Genomic DNA, 15,521 nt, shown 5'->3' with positions numbered 1-15,521 from the left:
ATGAATATAAAACTCAAAAACACTAAGCTTTTCGTTTTCTTTGGAGTTGCAATACTAACCTTTGTATTGAGCTGTTCTGATGAGTTCTTATTAGATGAAAATGAAAAAGATTTATCAGAGAACATTGTTTTTAGCGATGATAATACAGCATTAGCAGCTGTAACAGGTGTATATGATGGATTACAAAATGATTCACAGGGTGATCCCGGTCTACCCAATGAGTTTAATGTTAAAGGTATTTTTAGAATGGCTAATAACATTACACTAGATTGGCAAGATAGTGCTGTACGGGGAGAATCAGAATATGACAGATTAGATCTTAGTCCCGATGGTGATGTTGCTGTTAAAATATGGCCCAACCTTTATAGAGCTATTGGTAGAGCCAATAATGCACTTGATAATTTACAACCAGCTATTGATGCTGGAAATGTAAATGCAGACCTAGGAAACAGGCTAATTGGTGAAGTATTGGTAATCAGGTCTATATCGTATCAATATCTTGCCGCAACCTATGGAAATGTACCTCTAATGTTGAGTCAAAATGATGACCCTTTTAAGGGTAGAGACCCTGAAGAGATGATCTGGCAACGAATAGTTACTGATATGGAAGAGGCAGTAGATAGACTTCCGTGGTCATATGATGAAGAAAAAGGCAGGGTATCCAAAGGAACCGCCTATGCCGTTTTAGGAAATGCTCATATGTGGTTAGGACAATATGATAGGGCAATTACAGCTTTTGAAGCTATAGAAACTGGAGGAGTTACTTCTTTAGAAGAAAATTATCTTGATATTCATGCCGTAGCAAACCCAAATGGTAAAGAATCAATATTTGAAATACAATGGGCTGCTAATGGTGATTTAAGCTGGAACAGAAATGATGAAGTAAATATTTTACAATTATTTGCTATGCCAACTGATATCACTGGTGGTGGTGGTTTTGCAGGTATCCCAAGAAAAGAATTATATGATTCTTTTGAACCTGGAGACTTAAGGAGGCAAGCCACAGTGATTGGACCAGGTGAAGAACATCCTGACCCATTAATTGATATTAATATGTATGAGGGAGTAGATATCAATACTTGTGGTACAATTGCTGACCCTTGGACAGGTGCACCAGCAGGGGAAGCAGAATCTGATCAAAGAACAGGATATTGGGGAATTAAAAGCTGGAGAGATCCTAATATTGATGGTTGGGGTAGAACTCAACTTTTTGGAGGTCAAGGTCATATTTGGATACGTTACGGTGAAGTACTACTAAGTTTAGCTGAAGCCTATCATAAATCAGGTAATGACGGTAAAGCCATGGAAAACGTAATGAGAATTAGAAATCGTGCCTGGGGAGGCACTGCCCCTACTCCAACAGGAAGTATGATGGATATTATTCTTGAAGAGTACAGACACGAGCTGGGAGGGGAATTTTCTTTATGGCCAGTGATTAGAAGGTCAGGTGAAGCTACCCGGTATATTCAAGAACGATATGGTCAAACCATACCTGCAGGTCACGAATTAGTTCCTGTACCTAATTCTGAATTAAGTATAAATCCGAACTTACTTCCACAGAATGAAGGATACTAAAAAAATATAATTATGATTTAAAAGGGTCTTAGATATTGTTTATTTGGGGCCCTTTTTATAATTTTCTAAAAAATTTAAAAATGAAGAGGATATATAGCATCGTATTTTTTTCAATAGTATTGTTTTCTTGTCAGGAAAATAAAGAAAAACAGTTTAGTTTGCTATCCAGTGATCGTACAGGTATTTTGTTTTCTAATGATATTATTGAGACGGATAGTCTAAATTACTTTACTTACCCATATATGTATATGGGAGGAGGAGTATCTGCTGGTGATATTAATAACGATGGGCTTGTAGATTTGTTTTTTACTGCTAATATGAAATCCAATTCATTATACTTAAATAAAGGAAAATTTAAGTTTGAAGATATTACAGATGCGGCTAATGTAGCAGGAGATGATAGGTGGTTTACAGGAACTACCATGGTTGACATTAATAACGATGGGTATTTAGATATTTACGTAAGTGTTTCTGGGAAAAGCAACAAAAGAAATAATCTTTTATATATTAATAATGGTCCTTCAGTAAACTCTGGGCAAATAACATTTACAGAAAAGGCTGAAGCATTTGGGATAAACCATAACGGGCATACCACCCAAAGTACTTTTTTTGATTATGATAATGATGGGGATTTAGACTTATATCTGGCCAACTACCCTCCCACTCCATTTAAAAGCCCCGTATCATTATATCGACGTAAAGTAAATAATCCAAAAATAGAAGAGTCTGATATTTTATTTAAAAACAATGGTGATGGTACTTTTACCGACGTTACTATCGAATCTGGAATATTAAACTTTGGACTGTCACTAAGTGCAACCATTGCAGATTTTAATGACGACGGTTTTAAAGATATTTATGTATCTAATGATTTCGATTCTCCAGATTTCATGTACATAAATAATAAGAATGGGACATTCAAGGAAATTGCTAAAGAAGCTGTAAATCATACTTCTCAATATGGCATGGGGGCAGATATAGCCGATTATAACAATGATAATCTTCATGACATAGCCCAGGTAGACATGACTCCAGAAGACAACAGAAGATCTAAAGCTAATATGTCAAGCATGAATCCATTGGGATTTACTAAAATGGTAAATTCTGGTTTAAACTATCAGTACATGCAAAATAGTCTTCAATTAAACAGGGGGAATGATGCTAACGGAAATCCAGTTTTTAGTGAAGTTTCAAGAATAGCCGGAATATCAACCACTGATTGGAGTTGGTCAATACTTTTTTCAGATTTAGATAATGACGGTTGGAAAGACATAACTATTTCTAACGGAACACGAAGGGATATTAATAACAGGGATTATTTCGCAAAATTAAAAACGAAGAACTATTTTGGGAATGCAGCATTATCAGCAGAAGAAGTACAACAAATCCCTTCAGAAAAAATATCTAATTATATTTTTAAAAACACCAAAGATTTTACTTTTAAAAATATGGTAGATGAATGGGGATGGGATGAAAAAACGTTTTCTAATGGATCTCTATATGCTGATTTGGATAATGATGGGGATTTAGATTTTGTTATTAATAATATCGATCAGCATCCCTCGATTTATAAAAACAATAATTTAGACCATAATAATTTTTTAACAATAAGTCTAAAAGGTACTAAAAACAACCAAAATGGTCTTGGAGCAAAAGTATATATAACGACCAATCAATCACAACAATTCAATGAACTTACCTTAACCAGGGGATTTCAATCTTCTGTAGCTCCTATATTACACTTTGGTTTAGGGAAAGAAGAAATCGTATCATTAGTAAAAGTAGTATGGCCAAATGGTGATATTTCTGAAATAAAAGATGTAAAAGCAAATCAAAATCTCCTGGTAGATTTTTCCTCTGCTCAGAAATCAAAAAAAGAATCTCTTCAAAATAAACCGCTATTTCAAACTATAGCTTTAGATACCATTGGTGTAGATTTTGCCCATATAGAAAACAAATATGATGACTATTATTTTGAGCCTCTATTACCTCATCAAACTTCTATGTTGGGTCCAGGGATTGCGGTTGGCGATGTAAATGGAGATGGCTTAGAAGATTTTTACATAGGTGGTGCTTCAAAACAAGCAGCAACACTATTTGTCCAAAATACTGAAGGTAAGTTCAACAGAACCAACGATATTATTTGGGAAGCTGATAAGGATATGGAAGATATGAGTGCATTATTTTTGGACTACGATAATGATGGAGATAAAGATCTATATGTCGTGAGTGGTGGTAATGAAGGTGATCAAGACTTAGCAAATTTTCAAGACCGACTTTATATAAATGATGGTAAAGGCAAATTTATTAAAAGTATAAGCGTTTTACCTCGCATAGAAACTAGCGGTTCTCGAGTAATAGCAGGTGACTACGATAATGACGGAGATTTAGATCTATTTGTAGGTGGGAGATTAGTTGTTGGACAATACCCCTGGCCGGCAAAGAGTTATATTTTAAATAATGATAATGGTATTTATAAAGATGTAACAGCAGAAATAGCCCCGGATTTTTCAACATTAGGAATGATTACAGATGCTAGTTGGACAGATTTTGATAATAATGGTACACTAGATCTTATTATCGTAGGTGAATGGACACCAATCTTATTTTATAGCAATGATGGTAATACATTTCAAGATACAACAACATCTACTGGGCTTCAAAACACCAATGGTTGGTGGTCAAGCATAACTCAAGATGATTTTGATAATGATGGCGATATTGATTATATAATTGGTAATTTAGGTCTAAATTACAAATACAAAGCCTCAAAAGATGAACCTTTTGAAGTATATGCAGATGATTTTGACGGTAATAAGAGAAAAGATATAGTACTGAGTTATTATAATTTTGGAAAATTATTTCCGGTTCGTGGTAAATCATGTTCATCTCAGCAAATGCCAACATTAAGAAAAAAATTCCAAGACTATAATTCGTTTGCAATTGCAGATGTTAATGAAGTATATGGTAAAGAAAAACTAGACAATGCCGAGATACATTACAAAGTTCAAACTTTTGCGAGTAGTTACATAGAAAATTTAGGTAAAGGAAAGTTTAAAATAACTCCATTGCCTAATGAAGCTCAATTTTCTTCGGTTAATAAAATAATCTCTGACGATATTGATGGAGACGGCTTCAAAGACATTATACTTGGAGGAAATTTGTATGCTTCTGAAATCGAAACCCCTAGAAACGATTCAAGTATTGGTACCTTTTTAAAGGGTGATGGTAATGGTAATTTTATTGCAGTACCAAATGATCAATGTGGATTATATCTTAAGGGGGATGTTAAAGATTTCTCCTTCATCACTATTGGTAATACAAGGTATATTGGTGTTGTTAAAAATAATGATGATCTTCAATTTGTAAAGGTTAAAAGAAATAACTCTTCTAAAGCAATCCAGGCGCTACCCTAAAAAAGCAAAACTTTTTAATCATTCTCCTAGAACACAAAACTACATTACAATATTGAGGTAACTTTTTTAAATCATTATTCTTTTTTTTCATATTACCACTACCCTTTTTGTGTTTTCTAGGGTCTTATTATAAAGAGATCTTCTATGAAGAGTACTAAACTTGTGTTTTAATATATAATCAAAAACTATTAATTAAGTCTGAGTTAGCTTTTTTTCTTAATTACAAGAGGTGTAGAATTGCCGTTCTACACCTTACTTTTTTTCACAACAAAGTTCAAAATATTGTGTTTTTATGAGTTAAAATTCAATGTCTATTTTATAATACAACAATCAAATCATATCTTACGTTAACATTACAACACACTTAATAAGGCTTATACTAATCAAAGACGATATATGAAACTCTTCACATTCATTATTGTATTTATACTCATATATCAAAGCAGCGCTCAAGAAATTGAGGAAGTTAATCCAAATACCTATCGGTTTAGTTATAAATCAGAATTATACAAAGGGACTAAACTCCAAATAACCAAAAAAATAAGGACGCTAAAGAATAATTCATGGTTTGTAAATATCCCTGAAGAAAAACAAGTCGAACTTAATATGCTTTTTAAAAAAGTACGAGAACAACCCATACCCCGATTGTATAAAAAACGTGCGATCATATTTCTTGATGCTTTATATGCTTATGAAGATTTCTTAACCATATATGACAATGCTCTCTATGCGGTGATTTTACATCTAAAAAGAGATATGCGACGTCTTGATTTTAAGTTTGAAAGACAATTTACAAAAGCTAAAGTAGCTCTGGATCGTGCTAATAAAGAAGATAAAAATAATATTAAAGAAATTAATCGACTGAGTAAAGAATTTCATGATAGCCAAATAAAATTAATGAGTCATCGATGGATGAAGAAAAAAATAGAACGATATAGAGGCATGGATGCGGTTAAAAATCCAGACGAGCTTATTGCAGAATTTAAAAAGGCTGAAGCAATGAATATCTTTACAATGATTGAAGAAAAAAAAATTGACAAAATCAATTCATATCTTGAAAATCAAATCATTGATTTCTTTTATAAAAAATCACTCCCCGAGATACATCTTGACAAGCTTGAGTTAGACTATATTGATAAAATATAAACTAAGTTTTATTAATAAATTTGTGAGTATCTTACTTTCCTTAAAAACAATTCATGATAGAATCATCAAATAAAGATAAAAATGCCTGGGCTTGGGTACCTTCACTTTATTTCACAGAAGGTCTACCCTATGTAATAGTAATTACAGTTTCTGTAATTATGTATAAAAAATTAGGTGTGAGTAACGCCGATATAGGTATATATACAAGTTGGCTATATTTACCATGGGTTCTTAAACCTTTGTGGAGTCCTTTGGTAGATATTAAAAGCACTAAACGCAATTGGTTTTTAGGTATGCAACTTCTTATTGCTATAGCTTTTCTTGGAGTCGGGTTAACGATTCCTACCAACAATTTCTTTATTTTAAGTCTTTCTTGTTTTTGGATTGCTGCTTTTGCTTCTGCCACACATGACATCGCCGCAGATGGATATTATTTAATTGGCCTTTCTGAAAAGAAACAATCTTTTTTTCTCGGTGTACGTAGTACATTTTATCGCTTAGCTATGATTACCGGACAAGGCCTTATTGTTGTACTTGCGGGTTTTTTAGAAGAGTATTATGGAAATAATCAGAAAGCATGGTCCTATACTATAACTATCACTGCTGTTTTTATGGTGATATTGACACTTACTAATTTCTTCACTACTCCAAAAATAGAACAGGAGAATACTCTGGATAAAGAGAAGAAAATAGGTTTTTTTGATGTTTTCAGTACATTTTTTCAAAAAAAACAAATTGGACTTGCAATCGCTTTTATCCTTATGTATCGTTTAGGAGAATCTCAATTAGTCAAAATGGCCTCCCCCTTTTTATTGGATCAAACCGAAGTTGGAGGACTTGCATTATCTACTACAGCTGTAGGTACTATATACGGAACTTTTGGACTTATAGCCTTAACTATTGGAGGTATTCTTGGCGGAATCGTAATCTCAATGCACGGATTAAAAAAATGGATGCTTCCTATGATATTGGCATTAAACCTACCTAATCTATTATATGCTTTGCTTGCATTTTGGCAACCTTCATCCACTCTATTTGCAACATTGGTAGTAATCATAGAGCAATTTGGATATGGTTTTGGATTCGCCGCATATTTAATGTTTATGATTTATGTAGCCGAAGGAGTTTCTAAAACCTCTCATTATGCGATTGCAACGGGATTTATGGCATTAGGAATGATGTTGCCAGGTATGGTCAGTGGCATTATCCAGGAAGCTATCGGTTATACGGGCTTTTTTATTTGGGTTGCAGTAGCAGCTGTACCCGGAATCATCCTTACCAGATATATACAATACCCTAATGATTATGGAAAGAAAGATAAAAAATAGCAGTATGAATATCGTATCCAAAACAGAAAAAATTGGTCAGTTCTTCTTTCCCGCTGCATTTATAAATGATAGTGATTCAGAAATAAAAAAGATTGAAAGACTTATAAAAGATTATAAAATAGGAGGGTTAACTTTTTTTCATAGCAGAATTAGTGCTGCAACAAACTTTGAAGGAAAGAAAAAAGTAATACGCAACGAAAATAGTGCACAAAGATTATCAGAACTTATCGAACACTATCAAAATATAGCCTCGCACCCTTTACTTATAAGTATAGATGCAGAATGGGGCCTAGCAATGCGTGTAGAAAACACTCCGCAATATCCCTATGCCATCACATTAGGAGCCCTCCCAAAAGACCAAACAGATTTGATTTTTGAAGTAGGAAAACATGTAGGAAATGATTTGGCTAATATTGGAATTCACCTTAACCTTGCCCCAGTAGCAGATGTAAATATCAACCCTAATAATCCTGTAATTGGTTATCGTGCTTTTGGAGAAAATAAAGAACAGATAACACTTAAGTCTATTGCATTTTACAATGGACTTAAAGCATCAGGAATTTTAGGATGTTTCAAACATTTTCCTGGTCATGGGGATACCGAAGTAGACTCTCATTTGGGTCTTCCTGTGATTATGAAATCAAAACAAGAATTACAGAACACAGAATTATATCCATTTATAAAAGCTATTGCTCAAGGTATCGACAGTATACTTATTGGCCATTTAGCAGTTCCTTCTCTTTCTAAAGGAAAAAATATATCAGCCACATTATCAAAAGATATTATTAAGGGACTATTAAGGCAAGAATTAGGTTTTAAAGGTGTTGTAATTTCTGATGCACTTAATATGCATAGCGTTTCAAAACTATACCCAGAAAAAGGACTTTTAGAATGGAAGGCCTTTGATGCCGGTAACGATGTTTTATGCTTTGCGGAGCATGTGGAAGAAGGAATACTAACTATTGAAAAAAATGCGACCACTGATCAAATTGAAGAAAGTTTTAGCAGAATCGCAGCATTTAAAGAAAATGCATTTACAAAACACTCTTCAGAACATAATATCGATATCAACAAAATAACTTCTCTAAATCAAAATATAGCCAAAGCATCACTTACTCATTATATCTCAGATCAAAAAAGTTTATCCAAATTCATGATTGAGGGATTTGATGCTATTTTAATAAAAAATACAGACCACTGTGTTTTCTTTACAGAAATCGAAAAAACAAAAAATTTCAACTTTATAAATCTTTCTAAAACGACTACAAATAACAATATCCTTATTGCCCTATTCCCTGATTCTATAAAACCAAAAAACGAATTTGGAATAAACAAAAAAATGAAGGAGACAATTGCAGAATTAAGCCGTACAAAAAATGTAGCTTTATACCTGTTTGGCAACCCCTACGCTTTGCGAATATTACAAACTGATAATATTAACAACATTATTCTTGGATACCAGGATCTTGAAACCTTTCAGCAGGTTGCGGCACAACATTTTATTGGCAAACATAAGGCTATTGGAATATCGCCAGTTCAACTTTCAATCTAAAAAACATGAATTCAAATAAAGACCAATATAAAGTCATAGGTTTAATGTCAGGAACTTCATTGGATGGTCTTGATATCGTTTATTGTCATTTTGAGAAAAAAAATGATATCTGGGATTTTACAATACTCAACACCCAAAGTGTAGATTATGACATAACATTTAAAGAAAAACTTAAAAACACGGTTAATCTTGATACAGTCTCATTATTGGCTTTTCATAATGAATACGGAAGTTGGTTAGGCAATCAGGTAAAAAAATTTATTCTTGACCATAACCTTAAGGTTGATTTTATCTCAAGCCACGGTCATACTGTCTTTCATCAACCCGAAATTGGATTAACTTATCAAATTGGCTCTGGACAGCATTTGGCTAATGCTTGTGAATGTAAAGTGATAAGTGATTTTAGAACTAATGATGTCGCTTTAGGAGGACAGGGAGCTCCTTTCGTTCCCATAGGAGATCAATTATTGTTCAATCAATATGATTTTTGTCTTAATCTTGGAGGAATTAGTAATATTTCCTTTGAAAATAAAGGAAAAAGAATTGCCTATGATATTTCGCCCGCAAATATGTTACTTAATTTTATTTGCGCAACTATCGATAAATCCTATGATAATCGTGGAGAAATTGCTAAAACAGGAAAATTGAATTTGGCCTTATTAAGTGCATTAAACAATTTAGAATATTATAAGCAACCCTTCCCTAAATCATTAGGATACGAATGGTTTTTAGAAAAAGTAATACCTATTATAAATGTTTCTGAAGATTCTCCTCAGGATCTCTTACATACGGCTGTACATCATATCGCTACGCAGATTGCGGACACTATAAAAAAAGTAACAAAAAAACATGCTACCATACTAATAACAGGTGGTGGAGCAAAAAATGATTTTCTTATAGAAATTTTACAACAAAAGTTAAATGAATTGACTACGGTTATTATTCCACCAGAAAACATTATCGATTTTAAAGAAGCATTAGTCTTTGGTTTTATGGGAGTATTGAAAGAAAGAAATGAAGTCAATTGCCTGCAATCAGTAACCGGAGCGAAGAAAGATTCCTCTTCAGGAACTATTTATTATCCTTCGTGAATAAGTTTATGTCAAAGATTAATTTTCATTCTGTAAATTTGCCAAAAAAATAGAAATGCTAATTATCGGTATCGCTGGCGGAACAGGATGTGGTAAAACTACTGTAGTCAATCAAATTGTAAATGAATTACCCGAAAATGAGGTATGTGTAATTTCACAAGATTCCTACTATAAAGACACCAGTCATCTCACTTATGATGAAAGAGTAAAAATAAACTTTGATCATCCACAATCTATAGATTTTGATTTATTAGGTGAACATTTGATCGCGCTTAGAAATGGTAAAACAATTGACCAACCAGTATACTCGTTTGTAGAGCATAACCGTACTAAGGAAACCATCACAACTGCTCCAAGTAAAGTAATTATTGTAGAAGGAATTTTGATTCTTACCAACCCAAAAATCAGGGATATGTTTGACATCAAAATATATGTACATACCGATAGTGATGAACGTTTAATACGAAGATTAAAAAGAGATATTGCAGAACGTGGTAGAGATATGGATGAGGTTTTGGATCGTTATCAAAATACATTAAAACCTATGCATCAGCAATTCATTGATCCAACCAAAGAATTTGCAGATCTTATTATCCCCAATAATAATTATAACAATGTAGCAGTTGATATAGTACGTACCATTATTAAAGAACGCTTGAATTAACTTTTGTACCTTTATAACCCATATAATTCTTAATGAGATTGAAGCTTAAAAGTTATTTTCAGAAACTTAAAAACAAACCGGCACTGATACCGATATTCGCAATATTTTTAAATAAATATGTGTTGATCGTTCTTCTTTTTGTGATTTGGATGTTGTTTCTTGATACAAACTCATGGCTTATTCATAAAGAATTGGATCAGGAGATTCGCGAACTTGAGGATAATAAAGAGTACTATATCAAAGAGATTGTAAAAGATCAAAAAGATATTAAAACACTAAAAGACAGTAGTGAACTTGAAAAATTTGCTCGAGAAGAATACTTTATGAAACGAGATAATGAAGAAATTTACATTATCGAATATGAAGATAGTGTTCCTAAAAACAAAAAAGATGACTAAATCCTTATTTGATAGTTTTGATGACGTTTCTGCAAAACAATGGAAACAAAAAATTCAATTTGATCTCAAAGGAGCTGACTACAATGAAGCTCTAATATTCAAATCTTTAGAAGGAATTGATATTAAACCTTTTTATCATCAAGAAGATCTGGAGCATATTAGTACAACAATTTCAGAAAATTCTTCCTGGAATAATTCACTAAAGATCGAAGTATCAGATGCAACTATTGGTAATCAAAAAGCACGGGAAGCTATTAAAAAAGGTGCAGAAAGTATTCATTTTGTTATCACAAAAGAAACTATTGATCTTAATCTTCTTTTAGAAAATATCAGTCCAAATACTCAGATTTTCATTGAAACTGAGTTTCTTTCGATTTCCTATATAAAAGAGCTAAATGACATTGCTAAAAATTTAAATTTAGATATCTTTTTAGCAACAGATATCATTGGTAATTTGGCAAGTACGGGTAATTGGTTTACAAGCCTAAAAGATGATCATCAAATATTACAAGATATTATTAAGCAGAGCAAACACCTTAAAAGTACAATTAGTATTGACGTAGGTTTATATCAAAATGCGGGTGCTACAATGGTCCAACAATTGGCATATGCATTAGCCCATGTTAATGAATATCTAAATCATTTTAAGGATATAACGCTCTCTTCATTTACAAAAACCCCAATACTTTTTAAGGTAGCGGTGGGTAGTAATTATTTTTTTGAGATTGCAAAACTACGAGCACTAAGAATATTATGGCGTTCGTTAGCCTCTGAGTATGACATCCTAGAAGAATGCTATATTTTGGCATATCCTTCACACCGTAATAAGACAATCATGGATTATAATGTAAATATGCTTCGTACAACTACAGAATGTATGAGTGCTATACTAGGCGGAGCAAATACGGTTCAGAATCTTCCTTATGATGATATTTATAATCTCGAAAATGATTTTGGAACAAGGATATCTCTCAACCAACTTCTTATATTAAAAAACGAAAGTTATTTTGATTTGGTTACTAACCCAGCTTCAGGATCTTATTACATAGAAAGTCTGACAGATCAATTAGCAGAAAAAGGATTATCATTATTTAAAAATATTGAAGAAGGTGGTGGTTTTTTAAACCAATTAAAATCTGGAATCCTACAAAAGAAAATAAAAGAAAGTGCTAAAAAAGAGCAAGAATTATTCGACAATCAAGCCATTATACTAACCGGAGCTAACAAATATGTAAACTCTGAGGAAGTTTTACCTCCTTTTCAAAAATCTGTTTTTCCAGATAAAAATGTAAGAAAAACACTACTTCAACCTATCACAAAACATAGATTAAGTGAGATAGTCGAGAAAAAAACACAATAAAACGTTAATATTATCTAATTTATTGTTAACTTTCGAGCTAATTATAAAACTTAGCTTATATACTAACAGTACTAAATCTAAATCAATGCCCCTAAAGATTAGATCTAGAATCATAGTCGTTTCTTTATCATTAATTCTGAATATGACTTATGCTCAAAATGGTATTAATTGTCATCGTGTAGATGAAACAGGAATTATCAAAAAAGCATTCGATTCTTTCGAAAATGACCTATTCGATTATTATAAATTTGGTAACGATTCTATTAAGACCTACAGAACTTTCCTTGCAGAAGTTGCAAGTTTATCTCTAGATCTTAGAAAACTTCCTTCTAGTAACTCTATTCAATTAGCCCGTGAGTTTAAGAAAATAGCGGATAATAAAAATTCACTTTGGATCAGATTAAGTGAGTATGAAAATCAAGAAGCTGTAAAGAAATCTTCTCCTTCTACTAATAGCAAAAAAAATGAAGAAGAAGTTTTAATATTTAATTACAGAGGTGGATTTATTCAATGTCTTAAAAACACGAGTGACAGTGATGATTTTAAAGAAATTATCGATACGCTTGAAAAGGATGGAAATGTTAGTACTTCATTGATCTCTCAAAGAATTTATTACATTCCTGATAAAGAGTTTTGTGCTGTTGAAATAAAAAACTTTATCGCTTTTGATATCTATTATTCTATTTTAATGGTTATTGAAAAAGCGTTTAAGTAATTTTTTTGCATTATTCTCTAAAAACCTGAGGTAGAATTGATTTTTTATAATAAAAATCATTTTTAAAACCTTAATTTTATGGCCTTGTTAATTTATCATTTCCAAAAATGAGGCGTTGAATAATGAATAGAAAAGACGTACAACACATCCAATTACAAAAAAAAGTAATTCCTACAAGACAGGAAGAGATTTCTACATGTACTACCTCAGAAGGAGTTAACATAAAATCCTCCTATACTGAAGATGATATTGATACTTTAGACCATCTCAATTTTTCTGCTGGAATACCTCCATATTTACGTGGACCATATTCTACAATGTATGTTAGAAGGCCATGGACCATACGACAGTATGCTGGTTTTTCTACAGCAGAAGAGAGTAATGCCTTTTATCGCAGGAATCTTGCTGCTGGCCAAAAAGGGTTATCAGTAGCTTTTGACCTTGCGACACATCGTGGATATGATAGTGATCATGAACGTGTATTTGGTGATGTTGGAATGGCAGGTGTAGCAATAGACACTGTTGAAGACATGAAAGTGTTATTCGATCAGATACCCCTCGATAAAATGTCTGTTTCTATGACTATGAACGGGGCTGTTTTACCTATTATGGCCTTTTATATTGTAGCGGCAGAAGAACAAGGAGTAGCTAAAAATCTTCTTTCGGGAACAATTCAAAATGATATTCTTAAAGAATTTATGGTGCGTAACACTTATGTTTACCCTCCTACTCCTTCAATGCGAATTATTGGAGATATCTTTAAATATTGTTCTACGCATATGCCCAAATTTAATCCTATAAGTATTTCTGGATACCATATGCAAGAAGCCGGTGCTACTTGTGATATCGAACTAGCGTATACATTGGCTGATGGTTTAGAATACATAAGGAAAGGAATTGAAACTGGAATGGATGTGGATTCTTTTGCTCCTCGCCTCTCTTTCTTTTGGGCTATAGGAATGAATCATTTTATGGAAATTGCAAAAATGCGAGCAGCACGTATGCTTTGGGCTAAACTAATTAAACAGTTTAATCCAAAAAATCCAAAATCCTTAATGCTACGTACCCATTGTCAGACTAGCGGATGGAGTCTTACTGCGCAAGATCCATTTAATAACGTTGCACGTACTTGTATAGAAGCAAGTGCTGCAGCTTTTGGAGGCACACAAAGTTTGCATACTAATGCTCTTGATGAAGCTATTGCACTCCCAACAGATTTTTCTGCAAGAATTGCCAGAAATACTCAGATCTACTTACAAGAAGAGACATACATTACTCGTACAGTAGATCCTTGGGCAGGAAGTTATTATGTAGAATCTCTAACCAATGATATTGCTGAAAAGGCTTGGAAACTAATTGAAGAAGTAGAAGAACTGGGAGGAATGACCAAAGCTATTGAAGCAGGTATTCCAAAAATGAGAATTGAAGAAGCCGCCGCCAGAAAGCAAGCCAGAATTGATAGTGAGCAAGATGTTATCATAGGAGTTAATAAATATAAGCTAGAGGAAGAAGAAGCTATAAGCACCCTCAAAGTTGATAATCAAGCAGTAAGAGCTCAACAAATAGAAGGGCTTGAGAAAGTAAAAGCTTCAAGAAATGAAAAAGCAGTACAAGAGGCATTGAATAATTTAACTGTGGCTGCAGCAGATGATAATCAAAATTTACTAGCTTTAGCTGTAGAAGCAGCAAAATTAAGAGCTACTTTGGGAGAAATTAGTGATGCTTTAGAAAAAGAATTTGGAAGATTTAAAGCAGAAATAAAATCATTTACAGGAGTGTATGCTAAAGAAATAAAAAATGATGATTCCTTTAACAAGGCCAGAGAACTAGCAAATCAATATGCAGAATTAGAAGGACGAAGACCTCGAATCATGATTGCTAAAATGGGACAAGATGGCCATGATCGTGGTGCCAAAGTAGTTGCAACCAGTTATGCTGATGTAGGTTTTGATGTTGATATCGGACCTTTATTTCAAACTCCGGTAGAAGCTGCAAAACAAGCTGTAGAAAATGATGTACACATTGTAGGTGTATCTTCTCTAGCTGGAGGACATAAAACTTTAGTTCCGCAGATTGTTGAGGAACTCAAAAAATACGGAAGAGAAGATATCATGGTTATCGTTGGAGGTGTAATTCCTCCCGACGATTATGATTTTCTTTTTGAAGCAGGAGCAGTAGCTATATTTGGACCTGGAACCAAGATTAGTGATGCTGCTATCACCATATTAGAAATTTTAATCTCGACTTTCTAGTAGTTTCCTAAAAAGTCGAGATTA

General features: G+C 33.1%; 11 protein-coding genes. All 11 read left to right on the top strand.

The features are described from left to right. Entirely contained in the window at positions 1-1,575 is a 1,575-nt protein-coding gene (locus DK442_RS22490; RefSeq protein WP_109438162.1) for a RagB/SusD family nutrient uptake outer membrane protein, read from the top strand. Positions 1,576-1,655: 80 nt separating this feature from the next. Beyond that, positions 1,656-4,991 (top strand): VCBS repeat-containing protein, encoded by a 3,336-nt coding sequence (locus tag DK442_RS22485; protein WP_109438161.1) that lies wholly within the window; start codon positions 1,656-1,658, stop codon positions 4,989-4,991. 396 nt (positions 4,992-5,387) lie between these two features. Beyond that, the gene (locus tag DK442_RS22480) at positions 5,388-6,137 is read left to right on the top strand and encodes a hypothetical protein (RefSeq protein WP_109438160.1); all 750 of its coding nucleotides are present in this window, start codon (positions 5,388-5,390) and stop codon (positions 6,135-6,137) included. A gap of 53 nt (positions 6,138-6,190) precedes the next feature. After that, positions 6,191-7,465, top strand: a complete 1,275-nt coding sequence (locus DK442_RS22475; RefSeq protein WP_109438159.1) for an MFS transporter — start codon at positions 6,191-6,193, stop codon at positions 7,463-7,465. Beyond that, the gene (locus DK442_RS22470) at positions 7,443-9,017 is read left to right on the top strand and encodes a glycoside hydrolase family 3 protein (RefSeq protein ID WP_235011012.1); all 1,575 of its coding nucleotides are present in this window, start codon (positions 7,443-7,445) and stop codon (positions 9,015-9,017) included. The genes DK442_RS22475 and DK442_RS22470 overlap by 23 nt, the downstream gene beginning before the upstream one ends. Before the next feature lie 5 nt (positions 9,018-9,022). Further along, on the top strand, positions 9,023-10,108 hold the full coding sequence (locus DK442_RS22465; protein ID WP_109438158.1) for an anhydro-N-acetylmuramic acid kinase: 1,086 nt from the start codon (positions 9,023-9,025) through the stop codon (positions 10,106-10,108). 55 nt (positions 10,109-10,163) lie between these two features. Then, positions 10,164-10,772, top strand: coding sequence for a uridine kinase (gene udk / locus DK442_RS22460; RefSeq protein WP_109438157.1), 609 nt, complete (start codon positions 10,164-10,166; stop codon positions 10,770-10,772). A gap of 32 nt (positions 10,773-10,804) precedes the next feature. After that, positions 10,805-11,170 carry a septum formation initiator family protein gene (locus tag DK442_RS22455; RefSeq protein ID WP_109438156.1) on the top strand — a complete coding sequence of 122 codons (366 nt, stop codon included), beginning with the start codon at positions 10,805-10,807 and terminating at the stop codon, positions 11,168-11,170. Next, positions 11,163-12,530, top strand: a complete 1,368-nt coding sequence (locus DK442_RS22450) for a methylmalonyl-CoA mutase subunit beta (RefSeq protein WP_109438155.1) — start codon at positions 11,163-11,165, stop codon at positions 12,528-12,530. Before DK442_RS22455 ends, DK442_RS22450 begins: the two co-directional genes overlap by 8 nt. Before the next feature lie 85 nt (positions 12,531-12,615). Further along, entirely contained in the window at positions 12,616-13,245 is a 630-nt protein-coding gene (locus tag DK442_RS22445) for a hypothetical protein (RefSeq protein ID WP_143917924.1), read from the top strand. Between the two features lie 122 nt (positions 13,246-13,367). Further along, a complete protein-coding gene (gene scpA, locus DK442_RS22440) occupies positions 13,368-15,497 on the top strand; it encodes a methylmalonyl-CoA mutase (RefSeq protein WP_109438153.1) in 2,130 nt (709 codons plus the stop codon). The last annotated feature ends 24 nt before the right edge of the window (positions 15,498-15,521 follow it).

Source organism: Aquimarina sp. AU119 (assembly GCF_900312735.1).
In the GTDB taxonomy this organism is placed as follows: domain Bacteria; phylum Bacteroidota; class Bacteroidia; order Flavobacteriales; family Flavobacteriaceae; genus Aquimarina; species Aquimarina algiphila.
Note: the sequence above shows the minus strand (reverse complement) of the source record. Positions and strands in the feature narration are given on the sequence as shown.